The sequence below is a fragment of the Paenibacillus sp. J31R30 genome (assembly GCF_059692115.1).
Map to the genome: position 1 here is coordinate 1,380,987 of NZ_JCAUAV010000001.1, position 20,089 is coordinate 1,401,075.

The 20,089-nt window shown below is 48.2% G+C and carries 17 protein-coding genes; 16 read left to right on the forward strand and 1 reads right to left on the reverse strand.

Going from position 1 to position 20,089, the window contains the following annotated elements; genetic code table 11:
* Window positions 1–186 precede the first annotated feature (186 nt).
* From AC58QO_RS05505 to AC58QO_RS05525, 5 genes are all read left to right on the forward strand, one after another.
* The gene (locus AC58QO_RS05505; protein ID WP_497264237.1) at window positions 187–1,950 is read left to right on the forward strand and encodes an ABC transporter ATP-binding protein; all 1,764 of its coding nucleotides are present in this window, start codon (window positions 187–189) and stop codon (window positions 1,948–1,950) included.
* Window positions 1,947–3,752: an ABC transporter ATP-binding protein gene (locus tag AC58QO_RS05510; protein ID WP_497264238.1), complete on the forward strand. Its 1,806-nt coding sequence runs from the start codon at window positions 1,947–1,949 to the stop codon at window positions 3,750–3,752. Before AC58QO_RS05505 ends, AC58QO_RS05510 begins: the two co-directional genes overlap by 4 nt.
* 176 nt (window positions 3,753–3,928) lie before the next feature.
* Window positions 3,929–4,723, forward strand: a complete 795-nt coding sequence (locus AC58QO_RS05515) for a lipid II flippase Amj family protein (protein ID WP_497264239.1) — start codon at window positions 3,929–3,931, stop codon at window positions 4,721–4,723.
* Between the two features lie 85 nt (window positions 4,724–4,808).
* Window positions 4,809–5,687, forward strand: coding sequence for a radical SAM/SPASM domain-containing protein (locus AC58QO_RS05520; RefSeq protein ID WP_497264240.1), 879 nt, complete (start codon window positions 4,809–4,811; stop codon window positions 5,685–5,687).
* Window positions 5,688–5,845: 158 nt separating this feature from the next.
* On the forward strand, window positions 5,846–7,792 hold the full coding sequence (locus tag AC58QO_RS05525) for an ATP-dependent DNA helicase (RefSeq protein WP_497264241.1): 1,947 nt from the start codon (window positions 5,846–5,848) through the stop codon (window positions 7,790–7,792).
* 82 nt (window positions 7,793–7,874) lie between these two features.
* On the opposite strand, the gene AC58QO_RS05530 is transcribed toward AC58QO_RS05525, so the two are convergent.
* Window positions 7,875–8,231, reverse strand: a complete 357-nt coding sequence (locus AC58QO_RS05530) for a hypothetical protein (RefSeq protein ID WP_497264242.1) — start codon at window positions 8,229–8,231, stop codon at window positions 7,875–7,877.
* A 375-nt stretch (window positions 8,232–8,606) separates the two neighbouring features.
* On the opposite strand from AC58QO_RS05530, the gene AC58QO_RS05535 reads away from it, so the two are divergent.
* The 11 genes from AC58QO_RS05535 (at window position 8,607) to AC58QO_RS05585 (ending at window position 19,983) form a co-directional block, all read left to right on the forward strand.
* Complete coding sequence (locus AC58QO_RS05535; protein WP_497264243.1) at window positions 8,607–9,662, forward strand: hypothetical protein; 1,056 nt, start codon at window positions 8,607–8,609, stop codon at window positions 9,660–9,662.
* A 939-nt stretch (window positions 9,663–10,601) separates the two neighbouring features.
* Window positions 10,602–11,735, forward strand: coding sequence for an acyl-CoA dehydrogenase family protein (locus AC58QO_RS05540; protein ID WP_497264244.1), 1,134 nt, complete (start codon window positions 10,602–10,604; stop codon window positions 11,733–11,735).
* A gap of 17 nt (window positions 11,736–11,752) precedes the next feature.
* Entirely contained in the window at window positions 11,753–12,904 is a 1,152-nt protein-coding gene (gene mmgD, locus AC58QO_RS05545) for a citrate synthase (RefSeq protein WP_497264245.1), read from the forward strand.
* Window positions 12,901–14,349, forward strand: coding sequence for a bifunctional 2-methylcitrate dehydratase/aconitate hydratase (locus AC58QO_RS05550; RefSeq protein ID WP_497264246.1), 1,449 nt, complete (start codon window positions 12,901–12,903; stop codon window positions 14,347–14,349). Before mmgD ends, AC58QO_RS05550 begins: the two co-directional genes overlap by 4 nt.
* 44 nt (window positions 14,350–14,393) lie before the next feature.
* On the forward strand, window positions 14,394–15,302 hold the full coding sequence (gene prpB / locus AC58QO_RS05555; protein ID WP_497264247.1) for a methylisocitrate lyase: 909 nt from the start codon (window positions 14,394–14,396) through the stop codon (window positions 15,300–15,302).
* 28 nt (window positions 15,303–15,330) lie between these two features.
* On the forward strand, window positions 15,331–16,473 hold the full coding sequence (locus AC58QO_RS05560) for an acyl-CoA dehydrogenase family protein (RefSeq protein WP_497264248.1): 1,143 nt from the start codon (window positions 15,331–15,333) through the stop codon (window positions 16,471–16,473).
* 78 nt (window positions 16,474–16,551) lie between these two features.
* Window positions 16,552–17,718, forward strand: a complete 1,167-nt coding sequence (locus AC58QO_RS05565; RefSeq protein WP_497264249.1) for an acetyl-CoA C-acetyltransferase — start codon at window positions 16,552–16,554, stop codon at window positions 17,716–17,718.
* Between the two features lie 61 nt (window positions 17,719–17,779).
* Window positions 17,780–18,634 carry a 3-hydroxybutyryl-CoA dehydrogenase gene (locus tag AC58QO_RS05570; RefSeq protein WP_497264250.1) on the forward strand — a complete coding sequence of 285 codons (855 nt, stop codon included), beginning with the start codon at window positions 17,780–17,782 and terminating at the stop codon, window positions 18,632–18,634.
* Window positions 18,635–18,786: 152 nt separating this feature from the next.
* The gene (locus tag AC58QO_RS05575) at window positions 18,787–19,212 is read left to right on the forward strand and encodes an HIT family protein (RefSeq protein ID WP_497264251.1); all 426 of its coding nucleotides are present in this window, start codon (window positions 18,787–18,789) and stop codon (window positions 19,210–19,212) included.
* Window positions 19,213–19,333: 121 nt separating this feature from the next.
* On the forward strand, window positions 19,334–19,726 hold the full coding sequence (locus tag AC58QO_RS05580; RefSeq protein WP_497264252.1) for a hypothetical protein: 393 nt from the start codon (window positions 19,334–19,336) through the stop codon (window positions 19,724–19,726).
* Window positions 19,723–19,983 carry a hypothetical protein gene (locus AC58QO_RS05585; protein ID WP_056625290.1) on the forward strand — a complete coding sequence of 87 codons (261 nt, stop codon included), beginning with the start codon at window positions 19,723–19,725 and terminating at the stop codon, window positions 19,981–19,983. Before AC58QO_RS05580 ends, AC58QO_RS05585 begins: the two co-directional genes overlap by 4 nt.
* Window positions 19,984–20,089: the final 106 nt, after the last annotated feature.

The following is a 20,089-nucleotide window of genomic DNA, read 5'->3' on the forward strand; positions in this document are numbered from 1 at the left end:
GAGGATTGCTGTAAGGGTGAAAACACCGTTACAGCATTTGCCCCCTCAGGTTAATGGCAATTCGGAATAACGCCAACCGCCGCTACGGCGGTTTTTTTCATTATAGCCAAAGAGTCCGTTGTCGTGATCCCATCAATTTAGTATGATGGAGTGTACGTCAAGAGGAATACGGAGGACTCTATTACAATGAAGAAAAACCGCAAAAACAGTAACTCCATGGGGCAATATCGCGAGCTGCTAGGCCGCTATTTGTTTCCTCAGAAGGGGACGCTGATTGGACTGACCTTGCTATTGTTCGCATCCATTGGACTGCAGCTGATCAATCCGCAAATTATCCGCTATTTTATTGATACCGCGCAGTCGCAGGGGTCGATGCAGCCTCTTTTTACAGCTGCGCTCCTATTTATTGGCTTTGCGTTGGTCCAGCAGCTTGTATCCGTTATTGCGACTTATTTTAGTGAAAATGTCGGTTGGAAAACAACGAATAAGCTGCGCGTTGATTTAGCCGCACATTGTCTGTCATTGGATATGTCTTTTCATAAAAGCCATACATCCGGCTCGTTGATTGAGCGAGTGGATGGCGATGTGAATGCGCTTGCTAATTTCTTCTCCAGCATGATCATTCATTTATTTGGCAATGTGCTGTTGATGGCAGGAATTCTTGTGCTCTTATTCTGTGAAAATTGGTTAATTGGCGTTGGAATGGCAGTTTTCGTTGTTGTTGCGATTTATATGATTGGGTGGATTCGTCAATTTGCTGTGCCCGTTTGGGCGGGGTGGCGGCAGGCGAATGCGGAGTTTTATGGTTTTATCGGTGAGCATTTGGAAGGGACGGAGGACATTCGCGCCAATGGTGCCGTGAGCTTCGTGATGAATCGTTTCTATACGATGCTCCGAAAAATGCTGCCACTGCGCGTGAAAGCATTCCTCGGCTTCTGTGCGATGTGGAACATGTCTATCTTCGTGTTCGCGTTAGGCAATGCGATGGCATTCGGGATCAGTGCCTACTTATGGCATGGCCATCACATTACGCTAGGAACCGTGTATTTAATATTCTTCTATACGGAATTACTGGCTAAACCCATAGAAAAGATCCGGACGCAAATGGAAGATTTGCAAAAAGCAGACGCAAGTATTTCCCGAATTCGAGAGCTATTCGCGATTCAGTCCAAGATCCAAGATGGACCAGGGGCTCAGCTCCCGGAAGGACCGCTTGGGGTTGATTTCAAAGATGTTGTATTTAGCTATGACGAGGATCAGCCGACGATTGATCACTTGACGATGACGCTGAAGCCTGGCGAGGTGCTAGGTTTACTAGGTCGCACCGGGAGTGGGAAGTCAACGATTGCTAGGTTATTATTGCGTTTCTATGATCCGCAAAGTGGTGTGATTGCTCTCAGCGGAACTGATATTCGCGATTGTAAGTTAGCAGAGCTGCGGAAGCGTGTCGCTCTCGTGACACAAAACATTGAAATCATTCAAGGGACCATTCGTGATAATTTAACCTTTTATAATGCGAAGATTCGGGATGAACAGATTATTGAGGTACTTCATGAGCTTGGCTTAGGCGCTTGGTATGAAGCGATGCCAGAGGGACTGGATACAGGGCTTGCTTCGGGCGGAAGCAGTTTGTCTGCGGGAGAGGCGCAATTGTTGGCTTTCGCACGTGTGTTCTTAACGAATCCGGGACTGGTCATTATGGATGAAGCCTCATCGCGATTGGATCCACTCACAGAGCAGCGGATGGAGAAGGCTGTATCCAGATTGTTAAATGATCGCTCCTGCATCATGATCGCCCATCGATTAGCTACCGTTCAGCGTGCGGATCATATCGTCATTTTGGATGGAGGGCGTGTGCTGGAATCAGGTCGCAGAGAGGTTCTTGCCGCTGACCCGAATTCCCGATTCAGCCAATTACTCGCGACAGGGTTAGAGGAGGTGTTGGCATGACGACGTTTCAATATTTAAAAGGACTTATTATGTATAAGCCTTTCCGGTATTTCATTAATGCCTTTGCATGGACGGTCATTTATTTGGCGCCGATCGCACCGGGTCTCATTACAAAAGAATTTTTCGACACGCTGACAGGGAATGCCAAGCTAAGCTTTGGCGTGTGGGGCTTAATCGCATTGCTGATAGGAGCGGCTTTAGGACGAATCCTGCTGATCGTCTTTGGATTCATAACGGATGTGCATTTCCGCTTTCGCATGGGGATGCTGCTTCGCCGTAATTTACTAGAGCATGTTCTCAAGCAACCAGGTGCACAAGCGATTCCTGTCTCGCCAGGGGAAGCGATTAGCCATTTCCGTGACGATGTAGATCAATCGGAAGAAGCGGCGAGCTGGTCGGTTGATGTGTTTGGGATGACATGTTTTGCCCTCGTGTCAGGGTACATATTGATTCGTATTGATGCACAAATGACATTGCTTGTGTTCATGCCCATCGTGATCGTGATTACAGCGGCTCAGCTCGCAACCGTACGTTTGCAGAAATATCGTGCAGCGAGCCGGGAATCTACCTCGAAAGTAACCGGTGAAATCAGCGAAATGTTCGGCAACGTGCAGGCCATTCAAGTGGCTGGCGCTGAAAAGCGAGTGATCGAACGGTTCCGCAGCTTCGGTGATGCTCGTCGAAAAGCCATGCTCAAAGATCGCCTAATGAGTGAATTACTTGACTCCGTATTCTCGAATTCAGTCAATTTGGGAACAGGATTATTGCTTCTTCTAGCTGGGACGAAAATGAGAGCCGGAACGTTCACCGTTGGTGATCTAGCGTTGTTCGTTTACTATTTGACTTTCGTGACACAGTTTATTACGAATGTAGGGAAGTTTATCACGTACTTTAAGCAGATGAGTGTTTCACTGGAGCGGTTGACCTTCTTGCTGCAAGGCGCGTCGGCGAAGGTATTGACGATGGTGAAGCCGTTGTATTTGAAGAAGGAGCGGGTGAGGAAGGTTGATTCAGTTGATCGGAAGGAAGATAAAGCCCCAGATCAAGCGAATGACAACGTGGTTGCGCCACCGCTGGAGCGCTTGGAAGTGAACGGGCTCAGCTACACCTACCCGGATACGGGTAGAGGTATCGCTGACATCCACTTCGCGATGCACAGAGGATCGTTCACCGTCATTACGGGAACGATCGGTTCTGGCAAAACCACGCTGGTTCGTTCCCTTCTTGGGCTGCTGCCCAAGGAGCAAGGAACGATCGCGTGGAATGGTGTGCCCGTCGAGGATCCGGGCACCTTCTTTACACCGCCGCAGAGCGCCTATACCGCGCAGGTGCCGCGGCTGTACAGCGATACGCTGCGCAATAATATTTTGCTCGGGCAAGCGGAGCAAGGTGACAGCTTGCAGCAGGCACTGAACGCGGCGGTGCTCGAGTACGACGTTGCGCAGCTGCCTGGCGGGCTGGACACGGTCATCGGCCCGCGCGGGGTGAAGCTCTCCGGCGGCCAAGCGCAGCGGACCGCCGCAGCCCGCATGCTCGTGCGGGACGCCGAGCTGTATGTCTTCGACGACCTGTCGAGCGCGCTCGACGTCGAGACAGAGCAGAAGCTCTGGGAGCGGATGTTCCAGCGCCGCAGTGATGCGACGTGTCTGGTCGTCTCGCACCGCAAAACCGCGCTGACACGTGCCGACCATATCATCGTGATGAAGGACGGCCGTATCGAAGCGGAAGGTACGTCGGAGGAGTTGCTGCGACACAGTTCCACGTTCCGTGAGCTGTGGTACGGGGACGACCGGAAGGCGTAGTTCCGAGTTCCTTTGTTTTGCGGATTCCAATAGAGGGAATCCTCGCTGCGTCACGAATAGTTTAGTAACAGAATTCCCTAAACATAACCCCAAGAACCCACCGATGCTAACACAGGAGGTGGGTTTTCGTTCGCATCACTACCTATTACTCTAGTGGAGGAAGGCGATTATTTCCCATGATCAACACGCTCATATTGGTATTCATTTTAACGATGATTATTCACACGGCGGAGACGCTGTCGTACTCGATTCGCTACGCAGGTGTGCGGGTGAATAAGCTCGCTGTGGCGCTTTCGCTAGTCGGCATCGTTGTGCTAGTTTCGCGCACAGCGAACCTGATTCAGGCGCCAATGACGGCGCATTTTGTGGATTTTGCCAAGCATGAGCCTACGTTTGATCTGGTGCGATATTTACGCATTTCTTTACTAGCTTCGTCCATCGGGACGATCATTGCCATTGCGTTATTTCCTACTTTTATCAACCTTAGCGCTAGAGTGATTGCTCGTCTCGAAATTGCAGGCTCCCTACCGAAGATGCTTACGAACGTCACCATTTCTCAACTTAAGAATACGACCAAATACATCAAAAAGCCAAAATTAAAGCTAAGCCAATTCCGTTATCTCGGTATTTCCAAACGGTTTCTGTTCATTAATATCGTCGTTACGGCATTTTATTCTGTCGGTGTTCTAGCTTCACTGTATGCGGCTCATCTTTGGCCTGAATATGCGACAACTGCCTCGCAAGCATCTGGTCTGATCAACGGGATTGCCACCATTTTGCTAACGATATTCATTGATCCACAGTTAGGCCTCATCACTGACAAGGCACTGCATGACGAGGATCAGCGAAAGCAGCTAGGCAAAATCTACGCTTTGCTCATGACAACACGTTTCTTAGGAACGCTTCTGGCGCAAATATTTCTCGTGCCCTCCGCGTATTTCATTGGGTGGAGTGTACAGCTATTTTTCTAAAATGTGTGAAATCCTTTCATTCAGTCGCCTCGCTTGGTATAATAGCCTCTATCATAGTAACGCAAAATAGAAACGGAGTCCGACCATGAAGAAGTTCAAGAAATTTTATATTGAAATTACGAGTGTATGCAACTTGGCCTGCACGTTCTGTCCGCAGACGAAGCGTCAAGCGAATTTCATCAAAATAGATACGTTTACGAATATTCTAGATCAAATTAAGCCGCATACGGATCACATTTATTTGCATGTAAAAGGTGAGCCGCTGCTTCATCCCAAAATCGACGAACTGCTCGATCTCAGCCATGAGAAGGGCTTTAAGGTGAATATTACAACCAACGGTACACTGATTAACAAAAATAGACACAAATTGCTCGATAAGCCGGCGCTTCGCCAAATGAATTTCTCCTTGCACAGCTTTGACGGTCATGAAGGCTCCGAAGATAAAGAGGGCTATGTAACAAGTATTCTTCGGTTTGCGAAGGAAATCGTGGCGAAGTCCAATGTCATTATTTCTTTCCGATTATGGAATTTGGACACGGATAATCAGACGAATTTGGAGCGGCAACGTAACCGAGAAGTGTTGGAGCTATTGGAGAAAGAATTCGACCTCGATTACAAAATCGATGAGAAATTCGTCCGCGGAACTGGCGTGAAGCTTGCGGATCGTGTGTATCTGAATCAGGATCACGAGTTCCAGTGGCCAGATTTGAAAGCGGAGGAGATCTCAGGTCCTGGATTTTGCCATGCGCTGCGTAATCAAGCTGGTATTCTCGTTGACGGAACCGTTATTCCTTGTTGTTTGGATGGGGAAGGGGTTATCAATTTGGGGAATATTAACCACACGCCATTCTCTGAAATCGTCGAGGGAGAGCGGGCCAATCGCTTGTTTGAAGGCTTTTCCAGACGTGAAGTGGTCGAGGAGCTATGCCGCAAGTGCGGATATCGCGAACGGTTTAGTATGTAAGAGGAAATCTCATTCCGGAGAGAAAGTTGGCTCTGGTGTGAGTTTTTTTGTTTGTAATCAAGTTGGATTGCTTGCGCAAAGAAAGCGAAGTTTTGCTTTTACTAGGATTTCATGAGATAATACAAGTTTGATTCAAACTATGGGTTGGGGGCATAAACGTGGGACGTTATCCATTTGCATATGATCATGCACAGCCATTTATGCAGCAGGTATCTGACTGGATTGCGGATATCTTTTATGACATATTGCCTGAAGCAGGCTTTGAAGTACGAGATGAACAAATTTACATGGCGTTTCAGTTAGAACGGGCATATGCGGAGAAACAGACGATTTTTGCGGAAGCTGGCGTTGGCACAGGGAAAACGTTGGTCTATTTATTATATGCGATCTGCTATTCGCGATTTATGAACAAACCGGCGATCATCGCATGCGCGGACGAATCATTAATTGAGCAGCTCGTGAAACCCGGTGGAGATATTGATAAAATCTCTCGCCATTTGAATCTGCAAATTGATGCAAGACTGGCGAAATCTCCGGACCAATATGCTTGTTTGGTGAAGCTAGATGAGGCCAGATTCGGACATGAAGAAACGGGACTGTATCGCGAGGTACACGAGTCTCTTCCTGATTTTGTCCATACGCGAGAAGCACTGCAAACGTTCTATGCATACGGTGATCGTAAGAATTACCCGCATCTTAGCGATGAACAGTGGAATCGGATGAACTGGGATGTTTTCCAAGATTGCTTTGTCTGCGATAGGCGCCATCGTTGTGGACAAACGTTATCTCGGGAATCCTACCGGAAGTCAACCGATCTAATTATATGTTCACATGATTTCTACATGGAGCATGTATGGACCTATGATGGAAGAAAGCGTGAAGGCCAGCTGCCATTGCTGCCGGATCACTGCACGGTTGTTTTTGATGAAGGACATTTGATGGAATCCGCAGCACAAAAAGCTTTGACCTATAAGCTGAAGCATATGGTGTTCGAGGAATTGGTCATTCGGTTGTTAAAAGGGGAAGTTCGTGAAACCCTAGCTGTCTGTATTGATCGGGCAATTGAGCAGAGCGAACGCATGTTTGAGTTGTTGGAAAGCAGTTGTCGTCCGATTGCAGGCTCTGATCGTAAGCAGATCGTCATGAGTGATCGTTTGAAAAGAGAGATTCATACGCTCTGTGATATTTTGTCCGAGATCGAAGAGGAGTTAGTCTTTGAAGGGGAAATGTTTACCCTCAATGACTATCAGCTAAAAATTGTTGAGGAGCATCTGGAAATGATGCAGAAGGCATTTGCATTATTCCGCAACGAGGATTCTTTTATTTGTTGGGCGACAGAAAGTATTATAGGGCTCACGCTTGTTGTTATGCCAAGAACGGTGAAGGAAGTGCTCAAGGAGTATGTCTTTTCCACCAAAATGCCAATCGTATTCTCGTCAGCAACATTATCGGTAGAGGGTAAGTTCGATTATGTGGCGAACAGCTTAGGCCTTGAGAAATATCTCTCGTTCTCGGTAGACTCACCATATGACTACGCGGAACGGATGGAAGTCGTGGCTCCTCGATTCGCGGAGGGCGGGACTTTCCAAGAGAAAATGGCTTCTGCCGTTGCATTGCTTCATAGGACACAAGGCAGGGCGCTCATTTTGTTCCCAACGCATCAGGAGTTACAACGATTCAAAGCTGAGATGTCATCTCGTGCGGATTGTAAGGATCTAACTTTCTTCTATGAGGGAGATCAAGAAATTTCGCATGTGATCGCTTCGTTCCAAGAAGATGAGCACAGCGTCTTGGCTGCCGTTAGCCTGTGGGAGGGACTCGATATTCCTGGTCCATCACTATCCAATGTCATTGTCTGGGCGCTGCCGTTTCCTCCGCAGGATCCGGTCTTTAATGCGAAGCGTGAGGCGGCTGCTTCCCCTTATGAAGAAGTCGATATTCCTTACATGCTGCTTCGATTGCGACAAGGGATGGGCCGTTTGATCAGAACGCGTGAAGACAGCGGGATAATTGCTATTTTCAGCGATGAGCTGGTTACGAATCGTTCACTGCGAGAGCATGTGGAGCGAGTTCTGCCTGCCGGTGTATTGATGAAAACCGAATAGCAAGATATTTAAGAGAGAGAGGGGCAGATAACTGCTCCTCTTTTTGCGATGTGTAGCATCTAGCATCTCACAACGATACGGATTATTTCAAAATCAATTCCACAAGATTCGTTACAACGCCATTGCTGGAGCTGTTTTTTTGACGTAGTGACATGCCGCCTTCGGAAGAAGTACGCTGAAACTCAATAGCAATCATTTGTTTAGCTTCGGCTACGTTCACGATTAACGTACTAACCGATTGCTCTGGAACGACAAGGGGGGAAATGAAAGGAAGACCATCGAGTGAAGCTGGCAAGGTTTGTCCAGTTTCACTATCTTTTATTTCAAGATTGATACTTCGTGGAAGATTTCCCGAATTATTAATAATGACGGCTAGTTCAGATTGACCCTCTTTTTTTGAAAAAGTAAATAGGGATTTCGAAAAGTTCTCGGAATTCATTATCATATCTCCTATCCGATTATGGAGTTATTTTGATTCAAGGCATCAATTAGCGCTTTCTTACTCGCACGTTCGTCGTTGATTAAGTTAGTAATCAGACCTTCAAGATTGGATATTGCAATATTTCCTCCACATCCTGAAGTCGTAGTCGTGGTACCTCCAGTACCCGATGCTGGACAGAGGCATTTCGATAACAGGAGTAAAATGGCTAGAGTAACCGTATTATCGCTAATATTAATTAATGTGCTGTTACCAACAGTGAAGCTATTACCATTCGAAATGGTATTAGCTGAGTTATTGGCAGCTGTAGCCAGTCCATTTGAACTGCTAGTTAAAGAACTATTATAGTCAAACGTATTATCCGCGGTGCTAGTATTGGCAGAGTTGTTCGATGCGCAGCTCTCTGAATCTAAGGTGCTATTTGCTGAGCTCGCATTATCATTGGTGGAAGAATTATCTGCATTGCTTGTGTTGGTGGTGGTGTTATCACCCGTTGTAGATGTTGCATCCGTATCCGATAAGTTCTCGGAATCACTCGTACTCGTGGAGGAATTATCTCCCGTCGTTGAAGAGCTTGGCCCTGCACTGGAGGTCGCGTCCGTATCTGATGAGTTTGTGGCATCACTGCTCGTTGTTGACGTGTTGTCACCTGTTGTTGAAGTGCTGTCACCAGAGGTAGAGGTGCTGTCGGTATCGGACGTGTTCGTCGCATCGCTACTCGTCGTTGACGTGTTGTCACCTGTTGTTGAAGTGCTGTCACCAGAGGTAGAGGTACTATCGGTATCGGATGAATTCGTCGCATCGCTGCTCGTCGTCGAGGTATTATCACCTGTTGTCGAAGTACTGTCTGTATCCGACGTAATGGTGCTTCCGCTCGTACTTGTGGATGTTTCCGTAGCAGTAGAAGTGCTATCCGTATCAGAGGTATTATTTGATCCACTGTTGCTGGTCAATGTCTCATTAACTGTAGCCGAGCTGTCGGTATCGGAGGTGTTTGTAGCGCCGCTGTTGCTATTAGACGTTTCCGTAGCTGTGGAATTGCTATCCGTATCAGAGGTGTTGTTAGATCCGCTATTGCTGGTCAAAGTCTCATTCACAGTAGCCCAGCTGTCGGTATCGGATGTATTCGTAGCGCCGCTGTTGCTGTTCGACGTTTCAGTAGCCGTGGAATTACTATCCGTATCAGAGGTATTGTTCGATCCACTGGTGCTTGTTAAGGTTTCATTTAAATTTGCTGAGCTGTCGGTATCGGATGTGTTCGTAGCGCCGCTGTTGCTGTTCGACGTTTCAGTAGCCGTGGAATTACTATCCGTATCAGAGGTATTGTTAGATCCACTGGTGCTCGTTAAGGTTTCATTCACATTTGCTGAGCTATCCGTATCAGATATGTTCGTTGCTCCGCTGGAGCTTAAAGACTTATCGGATGCATGAGAGGTGCTATCGTTATCTGACGTATTGTTGGCACCACTGGAGCTTGACGATGTCTCTGTCGCATGGGAGTTACTATCGGTATCCGATTGATTATTTGCTCCGCTGGAGCTTGTAGATGTCTCTGACGCATTGGAGGTACTATCGGTATCCGATTGATTATTCGCTCCACTGGTGCTTGTAGAAGTCTCAGTTGCCTGAGCGTTACTATCATTGTCGGATAGATTGGCTGATTTGCTTGCACTTTTTTTGTCGAACACCTGTGAAATTTTTAATGGGCGTTTAACTTTTCTGGGTTTCAGCGGTCTACATACAACCACTTTACAGTGTTTGAATCTTCTACTACGAAATACTTGTTTTTTCTTACTCATAATCGTCACTCTCTTACATGGACATATTCTTTTTTTGCGAGGCTTACTAGTGTTACTTCTCATATTGACACTCCTTTGCGCTGAAATCCTTCCAACACATCTAATTTAATGCCTAAATGCTTGGCTACATTATCATATCTGTGGTGACTCGGTAGGAAACGGCGAAAGACCCTAGTGAATTGTCTATTCAAGTAGTTTAGGTGACTCAATTTTGATTCAAAAGATATATTAAAAAGAAATAGGTGGTTAGTCCTACTTGAATGTAGTTATTTTCCCAAATAAAGGATAGTCTAATTTTAAAAAAGATAATTGCGATATTTAAAAGAGTCTTAATAGATTAATCTTTTAAATTAATAGACAAATGAATGAAATGTTAGAAAGCAAGCAAAGACACCGGACTAGATACGAGATAATCATTTTTTGTCGCGGCGCAGTCTATTGGCTAAGAAAAGCGTGTATATATAACATATATTTGAAAGCGTTTACAGCTTGTCCAAAGAATTACGATCGACCCAATCAACCTCGGCCAATCAGGTGTTAGCAGCATGAACACGTCGAAGGAGGTCGTCGCATGCATTTCTCTTATACCCAAGATCAGCAAGATATGCGTACGAAAGTTCGTGAATTTGCACTCGCGAGAATGGAGCCGACTTCAGAGGAAAGGGATGAACATGAGCGATTTGATCGTGGGATTTTCGACAGCATAGGTGAGCTTGGCTGGTCAGGGATACCCTGGCCCAAAGCAGTTGGCGGCGGGGGAGCCGACTTCTTAACCTATGCGATGATGATTGAGGAGCTTTCGCGTGTATGTGCTTCTACTGGTGTTATGCTCTCCGTGCATACGTCGCTGGCCAGCTGGGCGATTTATACGTATGGTACGGATGCTCAGAAACAAAGGTTTTTGTTCCCAATGGCTGGGGGGCATATGCTTGGCGCATACTGTCTGACGGAGAGCGAATCCGGCTCAGACGCTGGAGCTATGCGCACGACCGCAACCAATGTGGGAGATGCGTATGAGCTTAACGGCTCCAAGCTATTCGTTACGAATGGCGGAGAGGCGGAGGTGTATATTGTTTTTGCGGTAACGGATGCGATGAACAAGCAAAAGAGTTGTACGGCTTTCATCGTGGAAAAAGGCATGGAAGGGCTGATTTTCGGCACGAAAGAAAAGAAGCTCGGCATCCGCTCATCCACGACGATGGAGTTGAGGTTTGAGGGGTGTAGAGTGCCAGCGGAGAACCGGCTAGGTCCCGAAGGCGAAGGCTTCCGCATCGCGATGCGGAGTCTAGACGGCGGACGGATCGGGATTGCCGCGCAAGCAACGGGCATTAGCCAAGGGGCGTTGGACGCTGTCACTGCATTTGGAGCGGGAGCCGGCATACGAAGTGGCGAGCTGTTCGACGCTCATATTTCCGAGATGGCGACGCACATTGAGGCCGCAAGGCTGCTGACCTATCAAGCCGCTTGGCGCAAGAGCAAGGGGCTCTCTTATGGGAAGCAGGCTGCCATAGCGAAGCTTTTTGCCAGTGATACGGCTGTTAAAGGTTGTTTGCGAGCTGTGCAGCTCTGTGGCGCATGGGGTTGCCTGAAGGAGTCGAAGGTAGAACGTTATCTGCGAGATGCCAAAGTGACGCAAATTTATGAAGGGACGAATGAAATTCAGCGTATTGTGATTTCGCGTTTGCTGCTTTCTGAAAGTACGTAGGAAGGGAGAGCGAAAACATGAGTGATCAGTATTTGCCTGGACTTGAGCATGTGATTGCCAGTGAGACTAGCATTTCATTTTTGGATGTGGAGAAGGAAGAAATCGTCATTCGCGGGTATGATCTGATGGAACTTGCGGAGCAAATGACCTATTTGGACGTTGTGGGGCTTCTGCTCGAAGGTGAATTGCCGAATGAGCAAAGGCGAAAAGCGATTGAGTCAAAGATACAAGCTGAATATGGATTACCGCCGAATGTGCGAGCGATGCTCCATTTGATGCCAGATCGCGCAGATATGATGGATGTGCTGCGAACGAGTATATCCGCGCTAGCGAGCTTTGATGAGGAACTCGATGATCGATCACCGGAGGCTAACGGACGTAAAGCGATACGTCTGCTTGCCAAGGTACCGCAGATTGTTGCGTATGGCTATCGTGCGCTGACCAAACAACCGCTGATCGAACCAGACCCGATGCTATCGTATACAGCTAACTTTCTGTACATGATTACAGGCGAGAAACCGTCGAAGATTGAGGAGGCGATTTTTGATCAATCCTTGGTCGTATATAGTGAACATGAGCTGCCGAATTCAACGTTTACTGCACGCGTAATTGCCTCTACACAGTCTGATATATACGGTGCACTTGTCGGAGCTGTTGCTTCACTCAAAGGGACCTTGCACGGCGGAGCGAATGAAGCGGTCATGCACATGCTGCTTGAAGCGGGTTCGGAAGATGAGCTCGAAGCTTTGATTCGTTCGAAGCTTGCACGGAAGGAGCGCATTATGGGCTTTGGGCATCGTGTGTATATGCGAAAGCCAGATCCGCGCGCGCTGTTGATGAAAGAAGCACTGGCTAAGCTCGCACCACTATGCAATCAACAAGAACTGTACGACATGTGTGTACGCGGGGAAGATGTGATGCGGACGGAGAAGCAGCTGCATCCGAACCTAGATTATTATGCAGCGCCTGTCTACTACTTACTTGGTATTCCGATTGAGCTGTTTACACCCGTTTTCCTCGCCTCGCGAACGGTGGGCATCAGTGCACATGTCATGGAGCAGCATGCGAATAATCGCCTGTTCAGACCACGTGTACGGTATACCGGAGCGAGAGATTTGCACCCGCCTCAGGCACAAAGTCTGACAGAAAGTGAGGACGAAATCGTATGAGTACGCCTAGTGAATCGAATCAGAGGGAGATGATTTTTGACCCGTTAATTAGTGAGATTGCTGACTATGCTCTGAATGCTGAGATTGAGAGCGAGGAAGCGTATCAGATTGCCCAGCATGTCCTGTTGGACTCTTTGGGAACGGGCTTGCTTGCGCTGCGTTTTCCAGCCTGCACGAAGCATCTGGGTCCTATTGTTCCAGGTGCAGAGGTAATCGGCGGTGCTCGTGTGCCAGGAACTAGATACGAATTGGACCCCGTTCAAGCGGCCTTTAATATTGGCTGTATGATTCGGTGGCTCGATTATAATGACACGTGGTTAGCCGCAGAATGGGGGCATCCATCCGATAACTTAGGAAGCATCCTAGCCGTTGCCGATTATGTGAGCCGAAGGCGGATCGCAGAGGGACAGACGCCATTCAATATGAAGGACGTTCTGACGATGGCGATCAAAGCTCATGAAATCCAAGGCGTGCTCGCATTGGAAAATAGCTTGAACAGTGTTGGCTTGGATCATGTTCATCTGGTGAAAATCGCCTCAACGGCAGTAGCAACTGTCATGTTGGGAGGTACAAAAGAGGAGGTATGCAACGCCATCTCTAACGCATGGATTGATGGTGCAAGCTTACGAACGTATCGGCATGCGCCGAATACGGGGTCAAGGAAATCTTGGGCAGCGGGTGATGCGACAAGTCGTGCGGTACGATTGGCTCTGATGGCCGTAGGCGGGGAGATGGGGTATGCATCGGCTTTGACGGCTCCGAATTGGGGATTTCAGGATGTTTTGTTTGAAGGAAAGACATTAACCTTGGCACGACCCTTGCGCAGTTATGTGATGGAGCATATTCTATTCAAAATTTCATTTCCTGCCGAGTTTCACGCACAAACGGCCGTTGAGTGTGCACTCACCCTGCATGAGCGTGTCAAAGATCATTTAGTTGACATAACTAAAATTATGTTAACAACACATAAATCGGCGCTGCGGATTATTGATAAAAAAGGGCCCCTGCATAATCCAGCAGATCGTGATCATTGTCTACAATACATGGTTGGCATCGGTCTCATTTACGGCACATTAACTGCCGAGCATTACGAAGATGATATCGCTGCTGACCCACGTATTGATGCCCTTCGGGAACGAATGGTTGTCGTCGAGAACGAGCAATACAGCAAGGACTATCTAGACCCGGATAAGCGTTCGATTGCGAACAGCATTCAAATTTATTTTAAGGATGGGACATCTACGGAGAAAATTGTCTGTGAATATCCCATTGGACACCGCAGACGGCGTGTTGAGGGATTGCCGAAGGTGATCGACAAGTTCAAAGCGAATGTGCAAACGCGTTTTCCTCGGAAACAGACGGAAGAAATTATGAAGCTATCGCTCGATTACGAAAAGCTCATTCAAACGACCGTTCCCGCTTATATGTCGCTATTTGTGATTTGATTTGGCGACAGAACGGGTCGTATGAGGTGAGGCAGGAGGTCCCTATGTCATGGCTGATTGAGGAGGAGCCGAGTCAAGCGCAGTTAGCAGCTGAATGGCGCCGTTTGGTTGAAGCGGGTTCAATCCTTCAGGTTGTTGGTACCCACGATGGTATGGCGGCAAGAGTGGCGAAGCAAGCAGGGTTTCAAGCCCTTTACTTATCTGGAGCTGCTTATACGGCGAGTAGAGGATTGCCTGATTTGGGGCTTATTTATTCCAACGAGGTCGCTGAGCGTGCGCGTGAGCTCGTTCGAGCATCTGGACTTCCGTTGCTGGTAGATATCGATACAGGCTACGGCGGCATCCTGAATGTTGCACGGACAGCGAAGGAGATGGTGGAGGCGAAGGTCGCCGCTGTACAGATTGAGGATCAAGACATGCCGAAGAAATGCGGCCATCTCAGCGGAAAGAAGCTCATTTCTACCGAAGAAATGTGTCAAAAAATCCGCACGCTCAAAGCGGTTAGCCCGACTTTGTATATTGTTGCACGGACGGATGCGAAAGGAGTCGAGGGCATGGCAGAAGCCATAACCCGTGCAAAGCACTATCTCGCCGCTGGGGCGGATGCGATTTTCCCAGAAGCATTGGAACATGAGGAAGACTTTCAGCATTTTCGAAAGGAAGTGGATGCCCCTCTTTTAGCAAATATGACGGAATTTGGACGCACACCATACTTTACGGCAGCGCAATTTGAAAGCTGGGGCATCCGCATGGTTCTCTATCCAGTCACGTCGCTCCGTGTTGCTGCTAAGGCTTATGAGCGAGTGTTTGAGGAGATTCGTCAGCAAGGGACGCAATTGGGTTCCCTAGCTAACATGCAAACTCGCACCGAGTTATATAAGACCATACGTTATGAGGAGTATGAAGCCCTAGACGGAACGATCGCACGATCAACATGGGAGGATAAAGGGTAAGTGCACGCGGGTTGAGGGAGGGCTCCACATGGATTACAGCCTTTCAGAGGAATTGGAAATGATTCGCAGCATGGTTCGCGATTTTGCTTCAGGGGAGGTTGCGCCGACAGCGGCGATGCGAGATGAAGAGATGAGGTTAGATCGCCTTCTATTCGAAACCATGGGGGAGCTTGGCTTAACGGGGATTTTAGTGCCTGAGGCGTATGGCGGACTTGGTTCGGATGTGTTGACGAATTGCTTAGTTTTGGAGGAGCTAGCTCGTGCGTGTGCTTCAACGGGGTATACCCTTTTTGTGCATAGTGCATTGGCAGGCGGAGCTATTTCGATGTTTGGCAGTGAGGAGCAGAAGAGGGATTTCCTAAGCCCGATGGGGGCGGGTTGTAAGCTTGGGGCTTTTGCGTGGTCAGAAAGGGTGCAGGCGACTGTGTCAGTTGGAGCAGAGCTGCAGACGAGAGCATTGCGTGAGGGAGAGGAGTACGTGCTGCAGGGTACAAAGGTTTTCGTATCCAATGCGGATGAAGCAGATGTGTATGTCGTGTTTGCCGTGACGGAGGATGATCATTCAGCGCACATGTGCAGTGCTTTTATTATTGAGAAAGGCACACCTGGATGTATGGTAGGCAAAAAGGAAACCATGCTCGGCACGCGTGGCTCACCAAGCATGTCGCTAGAGCTTGTGGACTGCCGTATCCCCGTGGCGAATCGTCTTGGAGAGGAAGGTGACGGCCATCGAATTGCCTTGCGAACTCTTGAAAGTGCTCGCAGTGGCATCGCAGCGTTGGCGGTAGGGCTTGCGCAAGCGGCCATGGATGTGTCGATTGCGTATGCGAAGACTCGCAAGCAATTCGGTAAACCGATTGCGCAGCAGCAGGCGATCGCTTTTAAGCTCGCGAACATGGCTACGCAAATCGAAGCTGCAAGGCTGCTCACGTATCAAACCGCATGGCGTGAGAGTGAGGGTGGAGGTGGCGCAGGGAATTATTCCAATTTGTTTGCTGGGGATACCGTGATGGCGGTAACGTTGGAAGCCATTCAAATCCACGGTGGCTATGGCTATACGAAAGAGTATCCAGTTGAGCGCTATATGCGGGATGCTAAAATGCTCCAAATGGTGGAAACCACATTAGATGAGCAGCGGAGAGCGATAGCACGCTTTTTAAAGATGAAATGAGGGGAAGGAACTGCTCCAGTGAGAAACACTGTCGAGGAAGGTAAATAACAAGCAACGTTAGACTGGAGGGCGAGGTGAATGCGAGAAAGTGTCATTGTTGGCGGTGCGAGGACCCCGTTCGGCAAGTTCGGTGGTGCGCTGAAGGATGTTCCAGCTGTCGAGTTGGGTGGTATCGTCATCAAGGAAGCCATACGACGTGCGTCTCTGGATCCTTCAACCATCGATGAAGTGCTGATGGGCATGGTGCTGCAAGGAGGTGCAGGACAGATCCCTTCCCGACAGGCGGGGCGAAGAGCGGGCCTTGGGTGGAACGTGACGTCAGAGACGATCAATAAGGTGTGCGCTTCAGGTTTGCGCAGTGTGACCATGGCGGACCAAATCATCCGCGCCGGGGATGCATCGATACTCGTGGCTGGCGGCATGGAGAGCATGAGCTCCGCTCCCTATCTGGCAACGCATGCGCGTTGGGGCGCACGAATGGGCGAACAACGACTTCTCGATCTCATGATACATGATGGTCTGACATGTCCCTTTGAGCGTGTGCACATGGTGGTCCATGGCAGTCGTGTTGCTGCGGAGTACAGCATTGGACGCTTGGAGCAGGACGAATGGGCATTGCGCAGCCATCAGTTAGCGTTACAAGCGATGACTAAAGGTTATTTCGCAGAAGAAATTGTACCTGTTCATCTAGGTGCGAGTGTAGTGGAGCACGACGAGGGACCGCGTGCAGATACGAGTTTGGCTAAGCTAGCTGCATTAGCCCCCGTGTTGGATAAGCAAGGCAGCATTACAGCGGGCAATGCGCCTGGTGTGAACGATGGCGCAGCCGCTTTGGTTGTCATGGCGAAGGAAATGGCCGACGCCCAGGGCTTGATGACGCTGGCGACGATAGTCGGCCATGCGAGTGTCGGTGAGCGTGCGCCATATATTGCGACGACACCAGCTTTGGCCATAAGGAAGCTGCTGCAGCAAACGGGAATGACGTTGGATCAGATCGATCGATTCGAGGTGAATGAAGCTTTTGCCGCTGTTGTACTCACATGCGAAAATCTGCTTGGTTGGGATGTGCAGAAGGTCAATGTCAACGGAGGCGCGATTGCGCTTGGTCATCCCATTGGCGCAAGCGGCACGCGGATTATTCTTACTTTGATTCATGAGCTTCGTAGAATTGGTGGCGGGTATGGAATTGCAGCGATATGCAGCGGAACGGCGCAGGGCGATGCAGTATTGCTGCGCGTGGATTGACAGGTGTGCTAACAGGCGCTGGTTGAGTTATGTTTCCATGAAGTAGTAGGAGCGATGAACAATGTCAATTCAAACCATCATGGTAGTAGGGGCAGGGCAGATGGGCAGCGGTATAGCCCAGGTGGCCGCAGCTTCAGGCCGTAAGGTGCTTTGGCACGATCTGTCTATGCCGTTGATAGATAAGGGCATGCTGACCATAAACAAACATTTGGATCGAAGTGTAGCGAAAGGAAAGGTGACGGAGGAAGCGAGGGCCGGCATCCTTAGCCGGATTCAGCCAACGGAGACAATAGAAGATGCTGCGCACGTGGATCTTGTGATCGAGGCAATTTCTGAGAATATGGCGTGGAAAACGGCGCTTTTTCACAAGTTGGACGATATCTGTCCGCCAAATGTGATTTTGGCAACGAATACGTCCTCCTTGCCAATTACTGAGATCGCTGCAGCGACCTCACGTCCTGCACAGGTTATTGGCATGCATTTCATGAACCCAGTTCCCGTTATGCCGCTTATTGAAATTATTCGCGGTCTGGAAACGTCACAGGATGTATTTGATAAGATCTATGAACTAAGCCAGGCGTTAGGCAAAACACCGGTCGAGGTGCAGGATTTCCCAGGTTTCGTTTCGAATCGCATTCTTATGCCGATGATTAACGAAGCTGTTTTTACCGTATATGAAGGGGTAGCTACGGTTGAAGCTGTAGATACCGTGATGAAACTCGGGATGAACCATCCGATGGGACCTCTTGAGCTAGCCGATTTAATTGGCTTGGACACCTGTTTATCGATCATGGAGATTCTCTACGATGGGTTCAAGGATTCCAAATATCGGCCATGTCCATTACTTAGGAAATATGTGAAGGCAGGTCGTCTTGGACGGAAGTCGGGGCAAGGATTTTATGTGTATACAGGTTGATCGCGAAGAACGGAATACGTAATTTTGAAATGTGCAGTCACTCAAAGGAGGGGCTGTTTTTGTTTGTTTCGGAAGGTAATTGCTGGGATCAGATGGAATAGGTATGAAACCTAGAATCTTAGTTGCAGAAGAAAAAGGAGGGGATAGGAACAATGGAAAGTGCTTGTTTAGGATGTCAATTAGCGAACGGACAAGTTCAGGCTCATGTGGTATACGAAAACGAGTGGATGACTTGTATCCTAGATATCGCGCCATTGAATGAAGGGCATGTTCTACTACTTCCGAAGCGACATGTAGCTGAAATGGAGGAGATGGAGGATGCGACGTCAGTGGCAATGCTGAAAGCATCAATGAAAATGTCCCGTTTGCTCAAAAAACTATATCAACCAGATGGCGTAACGATCCTCCAAAATGGAGGTACCTTCAATGATTTAGGCCATGTACACGTCCATGTTTTTCCAAGATATGTGGGGGATGGCTTTGGCTGGTTGGAGCCAGAGGATCGTCATGACAATCGGAATCGGTTGGCTGAGACTAAAATGAAAATGATTAATGTCATTAATGATTTAGATGATTAATTATAAAATGTTGGCATTGCGCTAGCAACATGATAAACTGCTAAGGGCGACACCGCAGCGGATTGATCTGATAATTGGGACATGCTGATCAAGCTGGTGTCCAACAAAGGAGGCAATCTCAGTGAAATTTCGAGCCGTATCGAATGAGACCAAGATGAATTATTTGCTCTGGAGTATACAGAATGAAATTAGGAAAGAAAATAAGTACTTAGCGTCATTACCGTTTGATCCTTCACCTGTCATTGGTGTTGTTAAGCATCATTTGGATCTATGGGATCCGATTGGGCTGCTTGAGGGTGGAAGTCAAGATGATGAGTATGATGGTGAGGCTCGCAGCGTAGCCATTTATATAATTAAACATATGGATGATATTAGCGTTGCTGGTGTAGGACAAGCCATCCAACGGATATTCAAAAAGTCTTTTCTGGATGAATTTCAAGCAGGTGAAGAGACGTTTGAAATCGCAATTGGCATTCTTCGTGATTTGACTAGTGGAAATGAGGATGTATCGTGAGTGAAATGGTTGGCAAGTACTGTGCGAAGTTTTTTGGCAAAACAGGTGTCATTCTTGAAATTGGTGTCGTGAAAAAAGTAGCTAGTCGTACAATTCATGTGGACTGGGGCACGAAAACATGGGTGTATCAGAACCGAGATTTTAACTGGACCCCGCTGACTAAGGAAGAGTTCGAAGTCAAATACAAAAAGCCGAAATTCTCAGACGCAGCGCTAGTGCGTGCCGCGGAATTGGGCTTAAAAATTACGTATAATTAAGTTGCGGCTGCCTTTGGGCGGCCGTTTTCTTTAATCACTTGGAAAAAGAGGAAAAATTGAATGCTACTTATTTTTTCCAAATAAATGGGCTGTGAGCATGATAAAC

Excerpts from the sequence above, each read along its gene's own strand:
- AC58QO_RS05565 (WP_497264249.1), top strand. The coding sequence starts at position 16,552 with ATGCGAGAAAGTGTCATTGTTGGCGGTGCGAGGACCCCGTTCGGCAAG.
- AC58QO_RS05505 (WP_497264237.1), top strand. The coding sequence starts at position 187 with ATGAAGAAAAACCGCAAAAACAGTAACTCCATGGGGCAATATCGCGAG.
- AC58QO_RS05510 (WP_497264238.1), top strand. The coding sequence starts at position 1,947 with ATGACGACGTTTCAATATTTAAAAGGACTTATTATGTATAAGCCTTTC.
- AC58QO_RS05570 (WP_497264250.1), top strand. The coding sequence starts at position 17,780 with ATGTCAATTCAAACCATCATGGTAGTAGGGGCAGGGCAGATGGGCAGC.
- AC58QO_RS05515 (WP_497264239.1), top strand. The coding sequence starts at position 3,929 with ATGATCAACACGCTCATATTGGTATTCATTTTAACGATGATTATTCAC.
- AC58QO_RS05560 (WP_497264248.1), top strand. The coding sequence starts at position 15,331 with ATGGATTACAGCCTTTCAGAGGAATTGGAAATGATTCGCAGCATGGTT.
- mmgD (WP_497264245.1), top strand. The coding sequence starts at position 11,753 with ATGAGTGATCAGTATTTGCCTGGACTTGAGCATGTGATTGCCAGTGAG.
- AC58QO_RS05550 (WP_497264246.1), top strand. The coding sequence starts at position 12,901 with ATGAGTACGCCTAGTGAATCGAATCAGAGGGAGATGATTTTTGACCCG.
- AC58QO_RS05520 (WP_497264240.1), top strand. The coding sequence starts at position 4,809 with ATGAAGAAGTTCAAGAAATTTTATATTGAAATTACGAGTGTATGCAAC.
- AC58QO_RS05530 (WP_497264242.1), bottom strand. The coding sequence starts at position 8,231 with ATGAATTCCGAGAACTTTTCGAAATCCCTATTTACTTTTTCAAAAAAA.
- AC58QO_RS05540 (WP_497264244.1), top strand. The coding sequence starts at position 10,602 with ATGCATTTCTCTTATACCCAAGATCAGCAAGATATGCGTACGAAAGTT.
- AC58QO_RS05575 (WP_497264251.1), top strand. The coding sequence starts at position 18,787 with ATGGAAAGTGCTTGTTTAGGATGTCAATTAGCGAACGGACAAGTTCAG.
- prpB (WP_497264247.1), top strand. The coding sequence starts at position 14,394 with ATGTCATGGCTGATTGAGGAGGAGCCGAGTCAAGCGCAGTTAGCAGCT.